The sequence below is a fragment of the Blastochloris sulfoviridis genome (assembly GCF_008630065.1).
GTDB lineage: Bacteria > Pseudomonadota > Alphaproteobacteria > Rhizobiales > Xanthobacteraceae > Blastochloris > Blastochloris sulfoviridis.
In genome coordinates this window covers 18,545-40,656 of sequence record NZ_VWPL01000031.1, presented here as the reverse complement: position 1 = coordinate 40,656, position 22,112 = coordinate 18,545, and the positions used below count along the sequence as shown (strand labels likewise).

The following is a 22,112-nucleotide window of genomic DNA, read 5'->3' as shown; positions in this document are numbered from 1 at the left end:
GCAAAGTCCGGTTCCGCTGGCTCCATCGCCCATCCTCCGCATCCGAATCGAAGGAACCGACAGATTCAGCACTTCAGGACCTTGTCACGCCTTTCTTCACCCGATCGCCCTGGGGGGATTCTCCTTGCTTGGCCCAGCAAGCTCGTTTATAAATGAGTATCGAGTTTCGGCCGAACGACTTGGCCTCGCCGCGAAAATCGCGCGTGACGAACGGTTCTTCTCCAAAATCTCGACCACTGAGCGGCCGCGAAAGCGTGCCGCCGAACTCCTCATGTTTAGGAACTTAGATACATGACGCAAGGAACCGTGAAGTGGTTCAATGGCCAAAAGGGCTTCGGTTTCATCCAGCCGGATGATGGCAGCAAGGATGTGTTCGTTCACATCAGCGCCGTCGAGCGGGCCGGGATGTACGGCCTTAACGAAGGACAGCGCGTGTCCTTCGACGTGGTCGCGGACCGCAGGACCGGCAAGTCGTCGGCCGACAATCTGAAGGCCGCCTGAGGCAGCCTTTTGCGTGTGGTCTGGGCTGAACAAGCCGAAGGCCACGCACGTGCCTGCCGTAAATCTCATTGTCGAACAATGGATTTCGGCAAGCATGCTTCTGGAAGGCCGTTTCCGTCGATCATGACGGGAACCCTCGGAAGCCACTAGAGCGTCCGCCGGTCTTGTTGAACCAGGTGGACGCACTTAGGTATCGAGCTGTTGCATTCTCTTTCGCAAAACCGGTTTCCGCTTTTGTCGAGGATGTCATGGGTTGTGAGTTTTGACCACGGATGTACTGGCAAAGCTCGGAATTGAGCCTCGCGTCTGGCGCGCCGGATCGCGAGGTTTTTTCTTTCAGAGCCATAGGGCGCCAAAATGAATGACAGCCATCCGCAGAGCGCGGCGACCCGGAAGGCCAATCGGCATTTTCGCAAGGAAGCGGCCGAAAAGGATGGCGTGGCCGCGTTGGCCGAATATCGCGCCGATCAGGCTGCCGTCCTCGAAAAGACCGCCAGGTTGCGGGAGCAGCGCTTGGCCAGGGATGCGACCTTGCCGAAAGCCACGCCGAAGGCCGCCAAGGCAAAGCGCAAGACCGTCTCCCGGGCGTTGTCGTCGCGATAGTCGCGCGCCCGGCGAAGGCGCGTCGATCCCGGACGCCGCATGAAGCCGCTGACAGCGAAGGCTGGCCGGCGGGCGCGGTGCCGGGTTGTCGTGACGTCTTTGGTTTCCGACAGGAGAATCCGCGAGAGTCAACGGCCCCACGCGCCAGCGTTCGGGGCCGTTCGTATTACTGCGGCGCGGGCAAGGCGCGGCAGTCGAGCAGACGGTCCAGCGCCGCCAGGATGTGCTCGCGATCCTCAGGGGTGACCGGGCTGATCGCGAACATGTCGAGCGACATCAGCCCCTGCACGGCGAGCCAGGCGATCGCCGACAGTTCGGGGCAGTCGCTCGCCCGCATCATCGCCCATTCCTCGGCCACCACCTTGCGCACCGGCTCCAGCAGGCTGGGGTTCTCCGATATGGCGGCGAGCATGCCGCTGGCGACGTCGCGGCTGTGGCTGCCGCAATGGGCGAGGTCGGAGGCGATGATGCAGCGGGCCTCGACATTGGGGCGATGGGCGTGGGCGGAGCGCGAGGCCTCGCGCTCGGTGATCCCGTCCTCCACCATGCGCTCGATCATTGCCTGCAAAAGGGCGTCTTTGCTGGGAAAGTTGTAGAGAAGGCCGCCCTTGCTTAGCCCGGCCCGCTCGGCCACCGCGTCCAGCGTCATCTTGCCGGCGCCGATCTCGGCTACGATCTCGGCGGCCGCATCGAGAATGCGGGATCGCGAGTTGGTTCGGGTGCGACGTTCGCCGGCCATTCGCAAGGGTGCCCCAATCTGTACCGTCCGGACGGTAGACCCTCTTGCACTGCACCGGCTGGACGGTATATAAGCTACGATCATGACCGGCGGGTCCGCAAGAGCTTTTCGCCGGCCGGCTCGCGTCCTCGCCCAGTTCGGCGGTGCGGGCTTGGCCTTGCGGAGTCCGCCTCCCCCTTGCCCATGCGTGTGAACTCATGAAACGGCGGATCGTCGTCTTCCTGGTAGCCTTTCTGGCTGTTGGCCTGTGTGCCGGGCTGGTGTGGTTCAATTTCTTCCGCGACAAGCTGATCGCCGACATCTTCGCCAACATGCCGCGGCCAGCGCAGACGGTGTCGGCGACGGAGGTCAAGGCGACCACGTGGAAGCCCGGCATCGCGGCGATCGGCACCGCACGGGCCGAGAACGGCGTGGAGCTCGCGGTGCAGATCGGCGGGCTGGTCAAGGACATCCTGTTCCAGCCCAACCAGCACATCGAGAAGGGCAGCATCGTCGTCCAGATCGACGATGCGGTGGAGCGAGCCGACCTGATCGACGCCGAGGCGGCGGTCAAGCTCGGCGAATCCAACCTCAAGCGCACCGAGACGCTGCGCACCCGCGGCTTCGACACCGAGGCGCAGTTCGACCAGATGGTGGCGCAGCTCGCCGCCGCCCGCTCCAAGCTCGAGCGCTACCGGGCGATCATCGACCAGAAGGCGCTGAAGGCGCCGTTCTCCGGCACAATCGGCATCGCCCGCATCAATCCCGGCCAGTACGTGCAGCCGGGCACGGTGGTGGCGACGTTGCAGCATCTCGACCAGATGAAGGTCGATTTCACTGTGCCCGAGCAGGTGGTTGGCAAGGTGAGGATCGGCCAGCCGGTGCGCTTCGGCGCCTCCGACGACCGGCTCGACCGCACCGGCCGGATCATCGGCATCGACCCGCGCATCGACCCGCAGACCCGGCTGGTGTCGGTGCAGGGGCTGCTCGACGACAATCGCGACCGGGCGGTCGTCCCCGGCCAGTTCCTGCGCGTGCGCATCGACCTGCCGGACGAGCCCAATGTGGTGGTGGTGCCGCAGACCGCGGTGGTGACCAGCCTCTATGGCGACTACGTCTATGTGGTGGAGGAGACGGCGAAGGACGGCCAGCCGGCGCTCACCGTCAAGCAGGTGTTCGTCAAGGTCGGCCGGCGCGACGGCGGCCGCTCCGAGGTGCTGTCCGGCCTGATGCCGGGCGAGCGCATCGTCGTCTCCGGCCAGAACAAGCTGCAGGCCGGTGCGCCGGTCAAGATCGACAACACCATTGATGTCACCGGCATTCCGGTGCGGGATCCGGCGCGGCCATGAGCTTTACCGAACTCTTCATCCGCCGGCCGGTGCTGTCGGCGGTGGTCAGCCTGTTGATCATGCTGCTCGGCGCGCAGGGCCTGATGAACCTGCAGCTGCGCGAGCATCCCAAGGTCGACGAGACCACCGTCACCATCACCACCATCTACACCGGTGCGTCCGCCGACCTGATCCAGGGCTTCATCTCCGAGCCGATCGCCAAGGCGGTCTCCAGCGCGGAGGGCGTCGACTACGTCACCTCGCAGAGCCGCCTCGGCAACTCGAAGGTGTCGGTGCGCATGCGGCTCAACACCGACCCCAACGCCGCGCTGACCGAGGTGACCGCCAAGGTGCAGACGGTGCGCGCGCAATTGCCGACCGACGCCGAGGATCCGGTGATCGTCAAGGGCACCGGCGAGTCGATCGCCCTGATGTACCTGACCTTCGCCTCATCCGAGATGACGCCGGAGCAGGTGACGGAATTCCTCACCCGCGTGGTGCAGCCGCGCTTTGCGACGCTGAACGGCGTCGGCTCGGCCGAGATTCTGGGCGGGCGCGAGTTCTCGATGCGGGTGTGGCTCGATCCGGTGCGGCTCGCCGCGCGCAATGTCACGGCCAGCGACGTGCTGGTCGCCATCCGCGCCTCGAACTTTCTTGCCGCGCCGGGCAAGACGCAGAACGACTACGTCGCCTACGCCATCGAGATGCAGACGACGCTGCAGACGCCCGAATCCTTCGGCGCGTTGCCGATCCGCGCCCAGGGCGACCAGCTCGTGCGGCTGCGCGACGTCGCCGATGTCGCGCTTGGCCCCGAGAACACCGACACCAAGGTCAGCTTCAGCGGGCGGGAAGGCACTTTCATCGGCATCACGCCGGCGCCCGGCGCCAATCCGCTGTCGGTGGCGCGCGAAATCCATCAGGCGATCAAGGATATCCAGCCGACGCTGCCGCGCGGCATGACCGCCGAGGTGGTCTATGACGCCTCGAACTTCATCTCCGCCTCGATCAAGGAGGTGTTCTTCACCATTGGCGAAGCGGCGCTGATCGTCATCCTGGTCATCCTGCTGTTCCTGGGCTCGATCCGCTCGGTGATCATTCCGGTGGTCACCATTCCGCTGTCGCTGATCGGCGTCGGCCTCGTGCTGTTCATACTCGGCTATTCGATCAACCTGCTGACGCTGCTGGCGATGGTGCTGGCGATCGGCCTCGTGGTCGACGACGCCATTGTGGTGGTGGAGAACATCCACCGCCACATCGAGGAGGGGCTCGACCCGGTCGATGCGGCGATCGTCGGCATGAAAGAGATCTTCAGCCCGATCGTGTCGATGACCATCACGCTGGCGGCGGTCTATGCGCCGATCGGCTTCACGCAGGGGCTCACCGGCACGCTGTTCCGCGAGTTCGCCTTCACGCTGGCCGGCGCGGTCATCATCTCCGGCATCATCGCGGTGACGCTGTCGCCGATGATGTCGTCCAAGCTCCTGAAGCCGCACGGCGGCCACAGCGGCTTCTCCGGCGTCGTCGATCGCGTGTTCACCCATGTCGAGAACTGGTACGGGCGCCGCCTCAAGGGCTCGCTCGCCTACCGGCCGGTGACGCTCGGCATCGTGGTGGTGATGCTCGCCACCACTGGGTTCCTGTTCACCAAGACCCAGTCCGAGCTTGCGCCGGACGAGGACCAGGGCGCCTTCCTCGGTCTGGTCGAGACGCCGAAATACGCCACCGTCGATTATGCGCAGCGCTTCGCCGACGGCTTCCTCACGCCCGATGGCAAGATCCCCGAGGTCGTCGACACCTTCGCCATTCTCGGCATCGATGGCGGCGGCTCAGGCTTCATCGGCTTCAAGCTGAAGGAGTGGGACGAGCGCAAGGACCGCAAGGCCGAGGCGATCAAGCAGGACATCCAGAAGATGCTGGATGCCAATGCCGGCCTGCAGGCGTTCGTGTTCGCGCCGCCCTCGCTGCCGGGCACCGGCGACGGCCTGCCGGTGCAGTACGTGCTGCGCACCATCGGCGACGCGGCGCAGGTCTACGAGGTCGCCGAGCAGGTGCGCCTGAAGGCGCTGGCCTCGGGCAAGTTCATCGTGGTGCAGAACTCGGTGTCCTTCCAGACGCCGCGGGCGCGCATCGTCATCGACCGCGACCGCGCCGCCGCGCTCGGCGTGTCGGTGGCCGACATCGGCACGACGCTGGGCACGCTGGTCGGCGGCGCCTCGATCTCGAAATTCGATCGCGACAACCGCTCCTACGACGTCATCACCCAGGTCAACCAGGTCGACCGCCTCAATCCCGAGCGGCTCGGCGACTACTATGTGCGGGCGGTGAGCGGGGCGATGGTGCCGCTGTCGGCGCTGGTGCGCATCGACACCGATGCCTCGCCGGCGGCGATCGAGCAGTTCAACCAGCTCAATTCGGCGACCGTCTCGGGGCTGCCGGTTCCCGGCGTCACCACCACCGAGGCGCTGCAGACGCTGCGCCAGATTGCGGCCGGCATCATGCCGGTCGGCTTCTACGAGGACTATGCCGGCCAGTCGCGGCTGGAGGTGCAGGAATCGAGCTCGATCGGGCTCGCCTTCGGCCTCGCGCTGATCGTCATCTATCTGGTGCTCGCCGCCCAGTTCGAGAGCTTCCGCGATCCGTTCGTCATCATGATGTCGGTGCCGCTGTCGATGTTCGGCGCCATCGCCTTCCTCAATCTCGGCTTCGCCACGCTGAACATCTACACCCAGGTTGGTCTGATCACGCTGATCGGCCTGATCACCAAGCACGGCATCCTGATCGTGCAGTTCGCCAACGAGTTGCAGATCAGCAAGGGCCTGGACCGGATGGCAGCGGTGCAGGAGGCGGCGAAGATCCGCCTGCGGCCGATCCTGATGACCACGGCGGCGATGGTGCTGGGCGTGGTGCCGCTGCTCTACGCCTCGGGCGCGGGTGCTGCGGCGCGCTTCTCGATGGGCCTCGTCATCGCCACCGGCATGTCGATCGGCACGGTGTTCACGCTGTTCGTGGTGCCGATGTTCTACACCTTCATCGCGAAGGACAAGCGGGTGGTGGCGAAGACGCCGTCGCCGATGCTGGCGCAGGGCAGCCCGGCGCAGCCGGTGTGATTCGCGTATCACGGCCGGCTCGCGGGATTGGCTGCCCCCCCGGCCGCTCCCGCGGGTCGGCCATTTCCGGCTCAAGTGGCTGGCAGCGCCGGATTTGCGCAGGCAACGCCCGCCGTCCTCCCATTCGCCATTAAGTCGCCGTTAACCCTTGCAAACAGTTCACCATCACGATCGGCAAATGCCGCTTTTTCGCCGCGCGGTGGAAAGGTTCCGTCAAGGTTGACGGATCATTCCTGAGTGCGACGGCCGCTCCTGCGTTGGCGGGGGCGGTTCACATAGGAGTCGAAGCGTCATGACGCGCACCCTGCGATCCCTTCGCACCGTTCGCTTCGCCGTCGCCATCGCGGCGGCTCTTTCGGCCGGCGCCTGCGCCACCAATCCCAATGGCGATCAGGCGGGCCTCGGCGGCGCCGGCATGGCCACGCCCGGTTCCACCCAGGACTTCATCGTCAATGTTGGCGATCGCGTGTTCTTCGAGACCGATTCGTCCGACCTGACGACGACCGCGCGCGCCACCCTCGACAAGCAGGTGCAGTGGCTCAACCGCTACAGCCGCTACAACTTCACCATCGAGGGCCACGCCGACGAACGCGGCACCCGCGAATACAACATCGCGCTCGGCGCCCGCCGCGCCCAGACGGTGCGCGACTATCTCACGGCGCGCGGCATCAGCTCTCAGCGCATGCGCACGGTGTCCTACGGCAAGGAACGCCCGGTGGCAGTGTGCAACGACATCTCCTGCTGGTCGCAGAACCGCCGCGCGGTCACCGCGCTCGACGGCGCCGCCGCCGGCTCCTGAGGCCATCCGCGCGCAGGGTGGACCGGGCCGGTGCGAGCGCCGTCCCGTCGCCGTCCCGCCCGCCGTCCTCTCGTCCGTGCCGGCCTGCCCGGTGCAGCGGTGACGGCCGGCAATGGCGCGATGGCGGTGCCGGGGGTCACATTTTGGCCGTGGTCCGCCGGGTAGTCTGCGCGTGTCATGCCACAGCGAGAGTCGCCGTTCATGCGCGCAGGTTCGCGTGTCCGTAATCCGTCCGTATTCGGGGCGTTCGCCACCGGGTTGATCGCCACCGGGCTGGTCGCCACCGGTTTCTTGGCCATGCTGGCGGTCGCGCCGGCCAGCGCGCAGTATGGCGATGTCCGCCCGCCCGCCGAGGTCGGCTCGCCGCTGGCGCAGCTGTTCGGCTCCCAGCCGCAGCGCGAGCCGCAGATGAACAGCGGCGATCTGGTGGTGCGGCTCAACCAGATCGAAGGTCTGGTGCGCCAGCTCAACGGCCAGATCGAGCAGCTCCAGTTCCGCAACCAGCAGCTCGAACAGAACCTCCGGCGCATGCAGGAGGACTACGAGTTCCGCTTCCAGGAGCTCAGCGGCCGCGGCGGCGCCGGCCGCCCCGCCGCTGCGGCGCCGCTCCAGCAGCGCTCGCAGCCCGCTCCGCTGCCGGCGCAGGCGCCGGTCGCGACGGGGACGCAGCGCCGCTCCGATGCCTTCGACCCCGCGACCGATCCCAACGCGCCGGGTGCGCCGCGCGCGCTCGGCGGCGGACTGGGGCCGGTGGCCGGCGCGCCCGCCCAGGCTCTGCCGCCGTCGATTCCGTCAAACGACGGCCCGGTCGGCGCGCCGGGCGGACGCGAGTTCGGGCAGCCGCTCGATATCACCACGCTGGCGTCGCGGGCGGCGGCCGACCCCAGCCCGCCGCCGCCGCCGGTGATCCCGCCGGCCACGCCCGGCCGGGCCGCGCCGCCGGCCGCGCAACAGGCGGCGCTGCCGCCCGGCGGCGGCTCGCCGCAGGCCGATTATCAGCGCGCCTACAATGCCGTGCTGCAGCAGGACCACCAGAACGCCGAGGCCGGGTTCCGCAGTTTTCTGACCAACTATCCGCGCGACAAGCTGGTGCCCAACGCCACCTATTGGCTCGGCGAAAGCCTCTATCAGCGCCAGCGCTACCGCGACGCGGCCGAGCAGTTCCTCAGGATTTCGACCGACTTTCCCAACGCCCAGGTGGCGCCGAACGCGCTTCTGCGGCTCGGCCAGTCGCTGGCCGCGCTCGGCGAGCGCGAGGCGGCGTGCGCCACCTTCGTCGAGGCGAGCCGCAAGCATCCCGGCGCGCCGCAGAGCGTGCGCCAGGGGCTGGAGCAGGAGAAGAAGCGTGCCCGCTGCTGAGGCGGCGCTGCCGATCGACGCTTCCGAAGCCGCCCGCCTGTTCGCCCCGCTCGCCGGTCTCCCCCGGCTGGTCCTCGCCGTTTCCGGCGGTCCCGATTCCACCGCGCTCCTGGTGCTCGCCGCCGAGCAGCGCCGCGTCGCGCCGCGGTTTCCCGATCTCCTCGCCGTCACCGTCGATCACCGCCTGCGCCCGGAGGCTGCGGCCGAGGCCGAGGCGGTGGCGGGGCTCGCCGCGGGCCTCGGCGTGTCCCACAGCACGCGCGCCTGGATCGGCGACAAGCCGGCCACGGGCCTGATGGCGGCGGCGCGCGCCGTCCGCTACGGCCTCATCGCGGACGCCGCCGCGGCGTTCGGCGCGTTCGACGTCGCTACCGCCCACACGCTGGACGACCAGGCCGAAACCGTGCTGCTGCGGCTTGCCGCCGGCTCGGGGCCGGCGGGGCTCGCCGCCATGCGCGCCGTGGAGCGGCGGGGGGCGATTCATCTGCACCGGCCGTTCCTGGCGGTGGCCAAGGCGCGGCTGGTGGCGACGCTGGCCGACCGGCAGGTCGCCTGGAGCGGCGATCCCTCCAATGCCGACCCGCGCTTCGCGCGGCCGCGGCTGCGGGCGGCGTGGGCGGCGCTGGCGCGCGAGGGTCTCACGGCCGATCGGCTGGCCCGGCTCGCCGCCCGCCAGGCGCGGGCCGAGGCGGCGCTGGAGGCCGCCACCGACGCGGCCGAAGCCACGCTTTCCGGGGCGGCGCCGGGCGGCGTCATCCGGCTGCCGGCGGCGGCGCTTGCCGCGCTGCCGGCGGAGATCGGGCTGCGGCTGCTCGGCCGCGCCATTGGCCGGGTGGGCACCGAGGGGCCGGTCGAACTCGCCAAGCTCGAACGCCTGCAGGAGTCCCTGTGGCACGTCCTGCCGGCCCCGCCGGGTGGGGGGACGTATCGTCGCACATTGGCCGGCGCGGTGATCAGCCTGACGCAGGGAGCCGTATCGATCGGGCCCGCGCCGCCGCGGCGCGCCCGGAAGGCTGGCGTTAAGGAAGGCGCGCGAGAGTTCGGGTGACGAAAGTCCCGGCCATGGGAGCTGTGTTCGGCCGAAGAGGGGCGCTTCCCTTGTGATGGCCGGGAGCGAGCCCTAGATTACATATCAATTACGCGGGACGCCGGGCCGACGGCGTCTCCAAGACCGGTCCGGACCGAGCGATCGATCCGGAACAGACGCGGGCGATCACGATCGCGCCGCAGGGGAACCCGATGAACGGAAACTTTCGAAATTTCGCGCTCTGGGTCATCATCGTCCTGTTGCTGCTTGCACTTTTCACGCTGTTCCAGAATCCGGCGCAGCGCCAGCAGGCCAATGACATCCCGTTCTCGCAGCTGCTGACGGAGATCGACCAGAACCGGGTTCGCGATGTGGTGATCGAAGGCTCGACCGTGACCGGTCATTTCAATGACGGTCGCGCGTTCCAGACCTATGCGCCCGACGATCCCGGTCTCGTGCAGCGCCTCTACAGCAAGGGCGTGACGATCAGCGCCCGGCCGCAGCAGGATACCCCCTGGTTCCTGCAGCTGCTGTTCTCGTGGCTGCCGTTCGTGGCGCTGATCGGCGTGTGGATCTTCCTGTCGCGCCAGATGCAGGGCGGCGCCGGCAAGGCCATGGGCTTCGGCAAGAGCCGCGCCAAGCTGCTCACCGAGGCGCACGGCCGCGTCACCTTCGAGGACGTCGCCGGCGTCGACGAGGCCAAGCAGGATCTGCAGGAAATCGTCGAGTTCCTGCGCGATCCGCAGAAGTTCCAGCGCCTGGGCGGCCGCATCCCGCGCGGCGTGCTGCTGGTCGGCCCTCCGGGCACCGGCAAGACGCTGATCGCCCGTGCGGTGGCCGGCGAAGCCAATGTGCCGTTCTTCACCATCTCGGGTTCGGACTTCGTCGAGATGTTCGTCGGCGTCGGCGCTTCCCGCGTGCGCGACATGTTCGAGCAGGCCAAGAAGAACGCGCCGTGCATCATCTTCATCGATGAGATCGACGCGGTCGGCCGTCATCGCGGCGCGGGCCTGGGCGGCGGCAATGACGAGCGCGAGCAGACGCTGAACCAGTTGCTGGTCGAGATGGACGGCTTCGAGGCCAATGAAGGCATCATCCTGATCGCCGCCACCAACCGGCCCGACGTGCTGGACCCGGCGCTGCTGCGTCCCGGCCGCTTCGACCGGCAGGTGGTGGTGCCGAACCCGGACGTCGTCGGCCGCGAGCAGATCCTGAAGGTCCACGTGCGCAAGGTGCCCCTGGCGCCGGACGTGAACCTCAAGACCATCGCCCGCGGCACCCCCGGCTTCTCGGGCGCGGACCTGATGAACCTCGTCAACGAGGCGGCCCTGATGGCGGCCCGGCGCAACAAGCGCATGGTCACTCAGCAGGAGTTCGAGGACGCCAAGGACAAGGTGATGATGGGCGCCGAGCGCAAGTCGCTGGTGATGACCGAAGAGGAGAAGATGCTGACCGCCTATCACGAAGGCGGCCACGCCATCGTCGCCCTGATGGTGCCGGCGACCGACCCGGTCCACAAGGCCACCATCATCCCGCGCGGCCGGGCGCTGGGCATGGTCATGCAGTTGCCCGAACGCGACAAGCTGTCGATGAGCTACGAGCAGATGACCTCGCGCCTCGCCATCATGATGGGCGGCCGGGTCGCTGAGGAGCTGGTGTTCGGCAAGGAGAAGGTGACCTCGGGTGCCCAGTCCGACATCGAGCAGGCCACCCGCCTCGCCCGCATGATGGTCACCCGCTGGGGCTTCTCCGACCAGCTCGGCACGGTGTCCTATGGCGAGAACCAGGACGAGGTGTTCCTCGGCATGTCGGTGTCGCGCCAGCAGAACATCTCCGAGGTCACCGCCCAGACCATCGACAAGGAGGTTCGGCGGCTGATCGACGAGGGTCACCAGGAAGCCACCCGCATCCTGACCGAGAAGCGCGACGCGCTCGAAGCGCTGGCCAAGGGCCTGCTCGAATACGAGACCCTGACCGGCGACGAGATCAAGGGTCTGCTCGACGGCAACCCGCCGGTGCGCGATGTCGAGATCGAGCTGGCGCAGCCGCGCTCCTCGGCCATTCCGCGCCGGCCGCGCCCCAAGGGCGGCGAGGGCGAGCTGGAGCCGCAGCCGCAGGCGTGAGGCCGCAACATCTGAACGGAAAACGGCCGGAGGGACACCTCCGGCCGTTTTGCTTTTGATGCGGTTCCGGCCGATCCCCTCGGGATCGGACAGAGGCGCCTCAGGGCGCGGTGGTTCGACCGGGTCGACCCCACCCGGCGCCTTCGGCGCCACCCTCCCCGAAGATCGGGGAGGAAAAGAAAGCGCGACATTTCCGGCTCTTGTCCCTCCTCCGCGAAGCAGGGGAGGGTAGAAGCGGGGGAGGGTGCACGAGCGCAAGCATGGGCGGGTGGGGGTCTTCGGCGCGTGCAAGATCCCGGCGCGTGCAAGATCCCGGCGCGTGCAAGATCCCGGCGCGTGCAAGATCCCGGCGCGTGCAAGATCCCGGCGCGTGCAAGATCCCGGCGCGTGCAAGACCCCACGGCGTGTCAGACCCCGCCGCCCGCAAACCCCCGAGCCGATCAGCCGGAACCCGTGTCGGCCTGTCGAACCCCGGATCAGATCTCGCGGCCTTCGACCTTCGGCGCGAGCTGCTTGATGAGGTCCGGCACGCGTTCGAGATAGGGGTTCAGCGCCAGCGCCTGGCGGAAGGCTTCCAGCGCCTGCTTCTCCTGGCCGATATCCTCCAGGATCAGGCCGAGCCCCATCAGCGCGCCGAAATGGCGCGGCTCGCGCGCCAGGGTCTCGGCGACGTCGTGCAGCGCGCCGCTGTAGTCCTTGCGCAGATAGTTGACGGTGGCCCGCCGGTTCCAGGCCTCGACATAGTCCGGCACCACGGTGACCAGCGCGTCGAGCAGCTGCAGCGCCACCTCGGTGTCGTTGTCGTCCATGGCCGCGCGCGCCCGCGACATCAGAAGGTCGGCGGTGTCGCTGCCCGAATGGAACCATTGGCCCCAGATGCGGGACTCGACCAGCTTCGCCGTCTCCCGGTCGGGGGCGTGCTGCAGCAGCGTGAACAGGCGGTCGAGGTCGGCGCGGCCGGAGGGCCGCTTCAATTCCTTGGGCGGCTCGGGCGGCCGCTCGGGTGGCCGCAGCGGGCTCTGCGCGGCGACCGGCAGGACAAAGGCCAAAGCGAGGAGGGCGGCGGTAAGGGGGCGTGACGGCAGCATCATGCCGCCACCCTACGAACAGACCCTGCTCCAGCAAAGCCGCGATTGTCCGCATGCGGCAGCCCGCCGCAACCGGCGGCAGGCGCAGGACGCCGCCTGTCGTGCGATGCACCGGTCGACCGGAGCCTCCGGTGCACGGGACGCCGGGCGCGCGTCGGGCAGGCCGCAGGCCGGTTGGTGCCAAGCCGCGCGCTCACGTTCCGGCACGCAATTGCGCGCCAAGAATGGGCTTCGATGCCTGCTGGCCTCGATGCTTGCGGGCCTTGCTGTCTGCGGGCTTCGATGCCGTAGGCGACGACCCAGGGTGCTGATGCACCGGGCCGCCGACACGCGCGGATTCGCGTTCCGGAAATCAGAGATTCCGCGAAAACTCACGGCCGGAGCCGACGGTCAGCACGGGCAGCTCTCGGCGCCGCCGGACTCAGCCCTGGCGGGCCTTGAAGCGGCGCTGGGTCTTGTTGATGACGTAGACGCGGCCCTTGCGGCGGACGAGGCGGTTGTCGCGGTGGCGCCCGCGCAGGGACTTCAACGAATTACGGACTTTCATGGCACGTTCCTCGGTGACCGGAAGCGCGGGCCACCGGCTGAATTCGGAGCGCTGCGTGTAACTGGCGAGGCTCGACCGTGTCAACTCCAGCGGCCGCGATCGCCGGCGGAAGAGCCCTGCGCGCAACACAAAAACCGGAACCGGGCTGGATGGAGCCGCGCGTGCGGGACGCAGGCGGGGAAGGGGACTGGAGGCCTCGTCCGGATTCGAACCGGAGTACACGGATTTGCAGTCCGCTGCGTAGCCACTCCGCCACGAGGCCATCCGACGCCTGTTCCTAGTTGCTCCGCGGCCGCAGGGCAAGGCCTGCCCCGGCGCGGGGGTGTGCGAATCGCAGTTTTGTGGCGGGTCGCGAGGGGGCGCGGCGCGCCGGGCCTCGCTTGAGCATCGCAATTTGCCGCTGCCGGCGGGCGAGGCGGCGACCCCGAGGGTCGGCACGTGGGGTCACGCGCTCAGCAGTCCGGCCAGCCGCGCGACGATCTCGGTGGTGGCGTGGGGGCGGCCGAGCGCCCGCGAGCTTTCGGCCATCACCGCCAGCGCTGCCCGGTCCGGCCCGAACAGGGCGACCACGGCCTCGGCGATGGCCGCCGGCTGGCGGATGAACCGGCCGCCGCCGCGGGCGACCACATAGTCGACATTGCCTTCCTCCTGACCGGGGATGAAGCCCGAGAACAGGATCGGCAGGCCGCAGATGGTGGCCTCGGCGATGGTGCCGGGGCCGGCCTTGGTGACCAGGAGGTCGCAGGCGTGCATCAGCTCGGCCATCTGGTCGACGAAGCCGAGCACCGCCACCGGCGCCGGCCATTGCACGGCGTCGAGCTCCGCCTTGAGGCGGGCATTGCGGCCGCACACCACGGCAATCTGGCCCCGGCCGTCGCGTCCGAGCGCCGCAGCGCAGGCGCGCACGATGGCGCCGACCGGGCCGATGCCGTCGCCGCCGCCCATCACCAGCACGGCCGGCAGGTCGGGCTTGAGGCCGAAGGCGGCGCGGGCGGCAGTCCGGCTGGCCGGCGGCTCGGCGAATGCGGCCCGCACCGGCAGGCCGCAGACGTGCACGCTGTCGTGCGGTCGGCCGGTCCGCACCGCGAGCTCCGCCGCCTCCTCGGTGGGCACGAACAGCACCTTCGTCCCGCCGTTGAACCAGGTCGGGTGGAAGCTGCCGAGGTCGGTGACCACGGTGGCGAAGGGTGTGGCGGGCGCCACGTCCGCCAGGACCGGCGCCACCAGCGCATTGACCAGCGGGTGCACCGACACCACGAGATCGGGGGCCGAGGCGGCGAGCAGGCGCTTGATGCGCGGGCGCGACAGCACCCGCACGGCGCGCGACACCGGGTCCGTCAGCTTGGTCCAGCGCGTCTGCTGCCACAGCAGCTCCCACAGCCAGGGCGTCCGGTTGACCAGGAAGTCGTAGCTGCCGGGCAGGCGGTTGATCGGGTAGACGAGGTGGTCGATCAGAGCGTCGACGATCTCGACCGCCACGCCGGGCCGCTGGCGCTCGAACTCGGCCGCCAGCGCACGCGCGCTCGCCAGGTGGCCACCGCCGGTCCTGCTCATCAGGATCAGAACACGCGACTTGGAAACGAGCATGAATCCGCAGGGCCCTCGCGGGAGTGCCCCTGCATCACCGTTTCGGGGCCACCCGTCAAGGTTCGGTTGCCGCTGGCGCCTCCGCTCGGTTACGGTCTTGCGACTTTCCCGCAGGCTTCCTATCGAGCGAAGGCACTATGGAACCGCTTCGGGCCGTTCTTCCCACCGCGTCCGACGTGCACGCCGCCGCGACGCGGCTGGTGGGCGTCGCCGTGCGCACGCCGCTCCTGTCCTTTCCGGTGCTGGACGCGGCCGCCGGCCGGCGCGTGCTGGTGAAGCCGGAGACGCTTCAGCGCACCGGCTCGTTCAAGTTCCGCGGCGCCTACAATCGCATGGCCCAGATTGCGCCCGAGCGGCGGGCCGGCGGGGTGGTGGCGTGGTCGTCGGGCAATCACGCCCAGGGGGTGGCGGCGGCGGCCGGCCTGCTCGGGCTCAACGCCACCATCGTGATGCCGGCGGATGCGCCCGCCGCCAAGATCGCCCGCACCAAGGCGCTGGGCGCCGAGGTCGTCACCTACGACCGGGTGCGCGAAAGCCGCGAGGAGATCGGCAGGGGGCTCGCTGCGGCGCGCGGCGCCGTCATCGTGCCGCCGTTCGACGATCCGGAGGTCATCGCCGGCCAGGGCACGGTGGGGCTGGAGATCGCCGCCGATTGCGCGCTGCTCGGCGTGACGCCGGAGGCGGTGGTGGTGCCGGCCTCGGGCGGCGGGCTTCTCGCCGGCATCGCCCTGGCGATGGCCGAGCGCTGTCCCCAGGCGCGGGTGACGAGCGCCGAACCCGCCGGCTTCGACGATCACGCCCGTTCGTTCGCCAGCGGCCGGCGCGAGCGCAATGACGCGCTCTCGGGCTCGATCTGCGACGCGCTGCTGATGCCGACGCCGGGCGAGATCACCTTCGAGATCAACCGCACGCTGGTGGCGGGGGGCGTGAGCGTCAGCGACCCCGAGGTTGAGGCGGCGATGCGCTTCGCCTTTGAGGAGCTGAAGCTCGTGGTGGAGCCGGGCGGGGCAGTGGCGCTGGCGGCGGTGCTGGCCGGGCGGATCGGCGCCGCCCGCACCGTCGCGGTGGTGCTGTCGGGCGGCAATGTCGATGCCGGCACCTATGCCGGCATCATCGCCAATCCCAATACTGAGTTCAGCTGAACAGGGCGATCCGCTCGACCGGCGTGAGCCGGTCGATGTCGGCCGTCGAGAGCCGCGCCGCGGGCTGATCCGGCGCCAGGCTCGGCGTGCCGGACGCCGGCGCCATCCCGGCTTCGACGTCGGCTTCCGCTTCGGCTTTCACGGCGGCCGTCTGTTCGGCCGTCTCCTCGGCTTCCGCTTCGGCCTTCTCCTGGTCATCGGCCTCGGCGCCAACGGGTTCGGACATCTCGGCAGGGGCGGCGGCGGACGGCTCGTCTTCGAGCGGTTCGGCATCGATCGCCACGATGTCGAAGACCAGGGAATCGAGCGGCGCGGTCATGATGCGCAGGTCGGCGCTGTCACGCGCGGGCGTGCCGTCCGCCACGACGTCGTCCGCGACGGAGTCATCGTGCGCGAACGGCCGGTCGTCGAGCCCGGCGGCGATCGATGGCGCCTCGACGGCCGGCGGCATGTCGCCTGCGGCCGTCTTGACCGAACCGTCGTCCGCCTTCGTCAGGCCGGCATCCTCCGCCGGCAGGTCGACATCCACCGCCACGAGGTCCATCTCGATGGCCGGAACCTCGACCGTGTCGATGTTGAACCTGCCGATCTCGGTCGCGTCCAACTCGATGTCGTCCAAGTCGATCTTGTCGATCTCGATCTTGTCGATCTCGATGTCGTCGACCTTGATGGTCTCGACGACAGCCTCGACGATCGCGGATTCGTCGTCGGTCTTTGTGTCTTCGGGGGCGGCGGGTTCGCTCTCGACAGGTTCGCTCTCGGCAGGCTCGCTCGCCGTCACGTCCGCGGCCGCCGCCGGCTCGAAGCTTGCGAAGTCGGCGTCGTCGATCGCGACGGCCACGAAGTCCAGATCCTCGTCGGGCCCGCTGGTATCCAGCCCGCCGAGCATGGCGTCGATCGACGTCTGTTCCAGCCCCATGCCCGGCAGCGCCGGTCCGTGGGCGAGTTGGCGGCCGAGCGGCGCGTCGGATTTCTCGGCGACGTCCGCCGCGGCGCGCGCGGCAGCCCCGGCGCGGAGGGCGGGCGCGCCGTCCAGCCCCCAGATGTCGATCATGGCGTTGATGCGCGCTTCGAGATAGCGCAGCACGCCGATCACCTTGCGGGTGCGCTGGCCGGTCAGATCCTGGAACGAGCAGGCGGTGTAGATGTCGGTCGCCCGCTCGTCGAGCAGGTCGCAGATCGGGCCTTCGAAGCCGCGCTCGCGCAGCGTCCAGGCCACTTCCTGGATCTGCTCGGCGGCGTGCAGGATGTCGCCGGTGGCGGATTCGGTGGTGGTGACGATGGCGTCGAGCTCCTCGGTCGCCTCGCCGAAGCGGCCGTCGACCTCCTGGGTCGGCTTGATGGCGGCGATCTCGTCCTTGGTGCGGGCGATCGCCTGGGCCATCTCCATGATGCTCATCTGCACCCGCTCGAAATGCGGGTCGCGGGCCGGCGAATCGATCTTGTCCTCGATCCGCTGCAGCACCTCGTGCATCCGATCGGTTTCGGCCTGGCGGGTGCGGCGGGCGTATTCGGCGAGAAACCATTGCCCCCGCGCGGTTTCCATGACCGCGGATTCGATCGCCTCATAGTCCGTCTCGGACATCGGCAAGGTCATGGGAGGGGCGGCCATGGCGAAGGATCTCCGTCGCTTACGAGCGGACTCGGCCCCGCACCATGCCCAGCGAATCGTTCACTGTGGCTTAAGATCAAAGCAAAACTGCCGAATTCCGCCGCAATCGGGGCCGTTGCACCGCGCCAGGGTGGGTGCCGGAGGTGGCGTTAAATTCTTGGTTGAGAGCGGGATTTTCGGCGGCTGCGATGCGCCGGGCCACCGCCGCATCATGCCGGTGCGGACAGCGCGGGCGATCCGTTCAGCCCCACAGCACGGGCTGGGGCGGGAAGACCAGCGAGCCCTCATAGTGCAGGCCGCCGGCGCGGTCCTTGGCGAGCAGCAGCGGGCCATCGAGGTCGACCCAGCGGGCGCCGTGGGCGAGCAGCAGGGCCGGCGCCATGGCGAGCGAGGAGCCGACCATGCAGCCGATCATCAGATCGAGGCCGAGACCGCGCGCGGCCTTGGCGAGCTCGATCGCCTCGGTGAGGCCGCCGGTCTTGTCGAGCTTGATGTTGATGGCGTCGTAGCGGCCGGCGAGTTCGCCAAGCGTGCTGCGGTCGTGCACGCTCTCGTCGGCGCACACCGGGATCGGCCGGCGGATCGCCGCAAGGGCGTCGTCGTGCCCGGCCGGCAGCGGCTGCTCGACCATTTCCACCCCCGCCGCGGCGCAGCCGGCGAGGTTCGCCTCCAGCATGTCCGGCGTCCAGGCCTCGTTGGCATCGACGATCAGCCGCGTCCGCGGCGCGGCAGTCCGCACGGCGCGGATGCGCTCGGCGTCGCCGTCGCCGCCGAGCTTGATCTTCAGCAGCGGCCGGCTGGAGGCGGCGCGGGCGGCGGCGGCCATCGCCTCGGGGGTGCCGAGCGAGATGGTGTAGGCGGTGACCGCCGGCTTCGGCTCCGGCAGGCCGGCGAGCGCCCAGGCCGGGCGGTGGGCGAGCTTCGCCTCCAGGTCCCACAGCGCGCAGTCGACGGCGTTGCGGGCGGCGCCGGCGCGCACGTGCTCCGTCAGGCGGCTGCGGTTGAGTCCGCCGGCAACATCGGCCGCCAGCGCCTCGACGGCGGCGATGGTGCCTTCCACCGTCTCGCCATAGCGCTGGTAGGGGACGCACTCGCCGCGACCGTGCAGGGCACCCTGGCTGATCTCGACCGCCACCACCCGCGCCTCGGTGCGCGAGCCGCGGGAGATGGTGAAGACGCCGGCAAGCGGGAAGGTCTCGGCCCTGACGGTGAGCTTGCGGACGGGTGCGGCGGTCACGGCGGGCCGAACTCCGCCGCCAGCCGGTCGACGATCGCTTCGACGCCGAAGCGCACCGGGTCGGTGGCGGGCAGGCCCTCGGCCTGGGCGGTTTCGGCGATGACGCGCCGTGCCGCGTCCTCGTCCAGGCGCTCGGTGTTGATGGCGATGCCGACGCAGCCTATGTCCGGATTGGTCAGTCGGCCGCAGGCGACCGTCAGGTCGATGACCTCGCGGATGCTCGGCAGCGGATGGGCGACGCCGCGCATATGGGTGCGGGTCGGCTCGTGGCAGACCACGAACGCGTCGGGCTGGGCGCCGTGCAAGAGGCCGAGCGTGACGCCGGCGAAGGAGGGGTGGAACAGCGAGCCCTGGCCCTCGACGATGTCCCAATGGTGCGGGTCGTTGGCCGGCGTCAGCCATTCGGCGGCGCCGGAGATGAAATCGGCCACCACCGCGTCCACCGACACCCCGCGGCCGGAAATGAACACCCCGGTCTGGCCGGTGGCGCGGAAATCGGCGGCGTAGCCGCGCGCGGTCATGGCGCGCTCCAGCGCCAGGGCGGTGTATTTCTTGCCGACGGAACAGTCGGTGCCGACGGTGAGCAGGCGCTTGCCCGGCCGCTTGGTGCCCTTGCCGGTGGCGAAGCGCTCGGCGGAATGGCGCACGTCGAACAGCCGGCGTCCGTGGGCGGCGGCGGCCGCGGCGATCTCCGGGATGCTGCCCAGCCGCACGTGCAGGCCCGAGGCGACATCCATGCCGGCCGCGATCGCCGCGACGATGGTGGCGGTCCAATGGTCGGGCAGCACGCCGCCGGCATTGGCGACGCCGATGATCAGGGTCTTGGCGCCGCGGGCGCGAGCCTCCTCGATGCCGAGGTCGGGCAGGCCGGTATCGGCCTTGCAGCCCTCGAACCGCAACTGGCCGACGCACCAGTCCCGCCGCCAGTCGACGATGCCCAGGGCGGTTTTGGCCGCAAGCTGGTCTGGCGCATCGCCGAGAAAGAGCAGATAGGGCTTTTCGATTTCCATGAAGTGTGCTCGGGAAGCTCTCGACGGGCGGGCGCTGGACGCTCTAAGCTTTTGAATTGTCGCATTCTCTTTCGCAAAACCGGTTCCCACTTTTGCGGAGAATGCTTTAGTATCAGCGACGCACATCTTGCGACAAGATCCGAATTGCTGGAGACGTTTTTGTGACAGCGGGGCCGCTTCTGCACAGCACGCGCCTGGGTCGCAGCCTGGTGGTCGAGGCCGGCGGCACGTGGACGGCCGCCCGCGCGGCGGAGCTGGAAAAGCTGGTCGAGGCCGTGGCCGCCGAGCCTGCGGACGTCGACGCCGTCGAGATCCGGGTTGCCGGCATCGCCCGGCTCGACACCTATGGGGCGTGGCTGATCGAGCGGCTGCGGCGCGCCTTCGGCCGCGGCGCGGTCGAGGCGCAGGTGGTCGGGCTCGATCCGCGCTTCGACGCCCTGATCGGCAGCATGCACGCGTCGAACCGGCACATGCCGCCGGCCCGCCCGAGGCGCAACCGCATCCTCGCCTTCATCGAGGGGACCGGCAAGGCGGTGGTCGGCATGGGCCGCGACTTTGTCGAGATGACCGCCTTCCTGGGCGAGGCGGCGGCGGCGGCAGCGCGGGCGCTGCGCCGGCCGGCGCAGTTCCGGCCGATCGCCATCGTCCACCAGATCGACCGCGTCGGCCTCGGCGCGGTGCCGATCATCGTGCTGATCACCTTCCTGATCGGCGCCATCGTCGCCCAGCAGGGCGTGTTCCATTTCCGCAAGTTCGGCGCCGAGACCTATGTCGTCGACATGATCGGCATTCTTGTGCTGCGCGAGCTGGCGGTGCTTCTGGTTGCGATCATGCTCGCCGGCCGCTCCGGCTCGGCCTACACCGCCGAGCTCGGCTCGATGAAAATGCGCGAAGAGACCGACGCGATGCGGGTGATGGGGCTCGATCCGATCGAGGTGCTGGTGCTGCCGCGGCTGATCGCGCTGGTCGTCGCCATGCCGCTGCTCACCTTCATCGGCGCCATGTCGGCGCTCACCGGCGGCGGGCTGGTCGCCTGGCTCTATGGCGGCATGAGCCCGGAGATCTTTCTCGACCGGCTGCGCGAGGCGATCACCATGTCGACCTTTCAGGTCGGCCTGATCAAGGCGCCGTTCATGGCGCTGGTGATCGGGCTGATCGCCTGCGTCGAAGGCTTTCGCGTGCAGGGCAGCGCCGAATCGCTCGGCCGGCAGACCACGGCGTCGGTGGTGAAGGCCATCTTCATGGTCATCGTGCTGGACGGGCTGTTCGCCATGTTCTTTGCCGCGGTGGACATGTGATACGTATTCCGGCTGATCGGCGCGGGATCGTCCCGGCATGGGGCGCGCTCTTCCCCTCTCCCCTTGCGGGAGAGGGTGCCGAGCGATCTTTAGATCGCGAGGCGGGTGAGGGGTGAATCTGCAGGCGCGCGCCTGCATTTACCCCTCACCCGCCTCGACCTCGCCTCGCTCGGTCTCGCCACCCTCTCCCGCAAGGGGAGAGGGAAGAAAAGCCGAGCCGATTGAGCGAAAACCGTATGTGGGGATCCTTTCGTGCGCGGTTCCAACGAAACGGTGATTCGGGTCCGGGGCCTCGAGGTCGGCTTCGGCGAGACGCTCGTGCTCAAGGGCGTCGACCTCGACGTCTGGCGCGGCGAGATTCTCGGCTTCGTCGGCACCTCGGGCGGCGGCAAGTCGGTGCTGATGCGCACCATTCTTGGCCTGCTGCCCAAGCGGTCGGGCCTCGTGGAGGTGTGCGGCATCGAACTCGGTTCGTGCAGCCGCGCCCAGCACCGCAGGCTGGAGCAGCGCTGGGGCGTGCTGTTCCAGAACGGCGCGCTGTTCTCCTCGCTGACGGTGAAGCAGAACATCCAGGTGCCGATACGGGAATATCTCAAGGTCTCCCAGCAGCTTATGGACGAGATCGCGTTCGCCAAGCTGGAGATGGTGGGCCTCTCCGTCGATGCCGCGGACAAATTCCCCTCGGAACTGTCGGGCGGCATGGTCAAGCGCGCGGCGCTGGCGCGGGCCTTGGCGCTCGACCCCGACATCCTGTTCCTGGACGAGCCGACCTCCGGCCTCGATCCGATCCGCGCCACCGAGTTCGACGAGCTGATCACCACCCTGCAGCGGACGCTCGGGCTCACCGTCTTCATGGTGACCCACGATCTGGACAGCCTGCACGATAGTTGCGACCGCATCGCCGCGCTGGCCGATGGCCGGATCATCGCCGAGGGGCCGATCGAGACCATGCTGGCGTCCGAGCACCCCTGGTTGAAGGCGTATTTCCGGGGCAAGCGGGCGCGGGCGGCGGGAATCGCGTGATCT

At 69.1% G+C, this 22,112-nt stretch carries 19 protein-coding genes and 1 tRNA gene; 12 read left to right on the top strand and 8 right to left on the bottom strand.

The annotated features are described in order from the left end of the window. The 3 genes from F1193_RS17295 to F1193_RS14030 all read left to right on the top strand — a co-directional run. The coding region (locus F1193_RS17295) for a hypothetical protein (RefSeq protein WP_210247377.1) at positions 1 to 295 on the top strand (295 nt) is incomplete at its 5' end. Continuing rightward, complete coding sequence (locus F1193_RS14035; RefSeq protein ID WP_150098426.1) at positions 292 to 501, top strand: cold-shock protein; 210 nt, start codon at positions 292 to 294, stop codon at positions 499 to 501. The genes F1193_RS17295 and F1193_RS14035, both read left to right, overlap by 4 nt. 357 nt (positions 502 to 858) lie before the next feature. Next, positions 859 to 1,104, top strand: coding sequence for a hypothetical protein (locus F1193_RS14030; protein ID WP_150098425.1), 246 nt, complete (start codon positions 859 to 861; stop codon positions 1,102 to 1,104). 166 nt (positions 1,105 to 1,270) lie between these two features. Here F1193_RS14030 and F1193_RS14025 read toward each other — a convergent pair whose 3' ends face one another. Next, on the bottom strand, positions 1,271 to 1,843 hold the full coding sequence (locus tag F1193_RS14025) for a TetR/AcrR family transcriptional regulator (protein WP_170263663.1): 573 nt from the start codon (positions 1,841 to 1,843) through the stop codon (positions 1,271 to 1,273). A gap of 197 nt (positions 1,844 to 2,040) precedes the next feature. Between F1193_RS14025 and F1193_RS14020 the strand changes: the two genes are divergently transcribed. From F1193_RS14020 to ftsH, 6 genes are all read left to right on the top strand, one after another. Further along, entirely contained in the window at positions 2,041 to 3,171 is a 1,131-nt protein-coding gene (locus tag F1193_RS14020; protein ID WP_150098423.1) for an efflux RND transporter periplasmic adaptor subunit, read from the top strand. Further along, positions 3,168 to 6,257, top strand: coding sequence for an efflux RND transporter permease subunit (locus F1193_RS14015; RefSeq protein WP_150098422.1), 3,090 nt, complete (start codon positions 3,168 to 3,170; stop codon positions 6,255 to 6,257). Before F1193_RS14020 ends, F1193_RS14015 begins: the two co-directional genes overlap by 4 nt. Positions 6,258 to 6,549: 292 nt before the next feature. Continuing rightward, a complete protein-coding gene (gene pal, locus F1193_RS14010; protein WP_150098421.1) occupies positions 6,550 to 7,056 on the top strand; it encodes a peptidoglycan-associated lipoprotein Pal in 507 nt (168 codons plus the stop codon). Positions 7,057 to 7,257: 201 nt separating this feature from the next. Beyond that, complete coding sequence (ybgF, locus tag F1193_RS14005; protein ID WP_246164408.1) at positions 7,258 to 8,415, top strand: tol-pal system protein YbgF; 1,158 nt, start codon at positions 7,258 to 7,260, stop codon at positions 8,413 to 8,415. Beyond that, the gene (gene tilS, locus F1193_RS14000) at positions 8,402 to 9,463 is read left to right on the top strand and encodes a tRNA lysidine(34) synthetase TilS (RefSeq protein WP_150098420.1); all 1,062 of its coding nucleotides are present in this window, start codon (positions 8,402 to 8,404) and stop codon (positions 9,461 to 9,463) included. The genes ybgF and tilS overlap by 14 nt, the downstream gene beginning before the upstream one ends. 191 nt (positions 9,464 to 9,654) lie before the next feature. Continuing rightward, on the top strand, positions 9,655 to 11,565 hold the full coding sequence (ftsH, locus tag F1193_RS13995) for an ATP-dependent zinc metalloprotease FtsH (protein ID WP_150098419.1): 1,911 nt from the start codon (positions 9,655 to 9,657) through the stop codon (positions 11,563 to 11,565). Positions 11,566 to 12,041: 476 nt separating this feature from the next. On the opposite strand, the gene F1193_RS13990 is transcribed toward ftsH, so the two are convergent. From F1193_RS13990 to F1193_RS13975, 4 genes are all read right to left on the bottom strand, one after another. Next, positions 12,042 to 12,656 (bottom strand): tetratricopeptide repeat protein, encoded by a 615-nt coding sequence (locus F1193_RS13990; protein WP_150098418.1) that lies wholly within the window; start codon positions 12,654 to 12,656, stop codon positions 12,042 to 12,044. Positions 12,657 to 13,074: 418 nt separating this feature from the next. Beyond that, positions 13,075 to 13,200 (bottom strand): type B 50S ribosomal protein L36, encoded by a 126-nt coding sequence (gene ykgO, locus F1193_RS13985; protein WP_055038661.1) that lies wholly within the window; start codon positions 13,198 to 13,200, stop codon positions 13,075 to 13,077. 188 nt (positions 13,201 to 13,388) lie between these two features. Then, positions 13,389 to 13,462 (bottom strand) — tRNA-Cys (locus tag F1193_RS13980). Positions 13,463 to 13,644: 182 nt separating this feature from the next. Beyond that, positions 13,645 to 14,787, bottom strand: coding sequence for an MGDG synthase family glycosyltransferase (locus F1193_RS13975; protein ID WP_150098417.1), 1,143 nt, complete (start codon positions 14,785 to 14,787; stop codon positions 13,645 to 13,647). A gap of 137 nt (positions 14,788 to 14,924) precedes the next feature. Between F1193_RS13975 and F1193_RS13970 the strand changes: the two genes are divergently transcribed. Next, positions 14,925 to 15,929, top strand: a complete 1,005-nt coding sequence (locus F1193_RS13970) for a threonine ammonia-lyase (RefSeq protein ID WP_150098416.1) — start codon at positions 14,925 to 14,927, stop codon at positions 15,927 to 15,929. Here F1193_RS13970 and F1193_RS13965 read toward each other — a convergent pair. The 3 genes from F1193_RS13965 to dgcN form a co-directional block, all read right to left on the bottom strand. Beyond that, positions 15,922 to 17,541: a hypothetical protein gene (locus F1193_RS13965; RefSeq protein ID WP_150098415.1), complete on the bottom strand. Its 1,620-nt coding sequence runs from the start codon at positions 17,539 to 17,541 to the stop codon at positions 15,922 to 15,924. The two genes, F1193_RS13970 and F1193_RS13965, sit on opposite strands and share 8 nt — an antisense overlap. 241 nt (positions 17,542 to 17,782) lie before the next feature. Then, positions 17,783 to 18,778 (bottom strand): N-acetyl-D-Glu racemase DgcA, encoded by a 996-nt coding sequence (dgcA, locus tag F1193_RS13960; protein ID WP_150098414.1) that lies wholly within the window; start codon positions 18,776 to 18,778, stop codon positions 17,783 to 17,785. Continuing rightward, positions 18,775 to 19,788 carry an N-acetyltransferase DgcN gene (gene dgcN, locus F1193_RS13955; RefSeq protein WP_150098413.1) on the bottom strand — a complete coding sequence of 338 codons (1,014 nt, stop codon included), beginning with the start codon at positions 19,786 to 19,788 and terminating at the stop codon, positions 18,775 to 18,777. The genes dgcA and dgcN overlap by 4 nt, the downstream gene beginning before the upstream one ends. A 161-nt stretch (positions 19,789 to 19,949) precedes the next feature. Between dgcN and F1193_RS13950 the strand changes: the two genes are divergently transcribed. Both F1193_RS13950 and F1193_RS13945 read left to right on the top strand, forming a co-directional pair. Continuing rightward, positions 19,950 to 21,086, top strand: coding sequence for an MlaE family ABC transporter permease (locus tag F1193_RS13950; protein ID WP_150098412.1), 1,137 nt, complete (start codon positions 19,950 to 19,952; stop codon positions 21,084 to 21,086). 252 nt (positions 21,087 to 21,338) lie between these two features. Further along, on the top strand, positions 21,339 to 22,109 hold the full coding sequence (locus F1193_RS13945; RefSeq protein WP_150098411.1) for an ABC transporter ATP-binding protein: 771 nt from the start codon (positions 21,339 to 21,341) through the stop codon (positions 22,107 to 22,109). Positions 22,110 to 22,112: the final 3 nt, after the last annotated feature.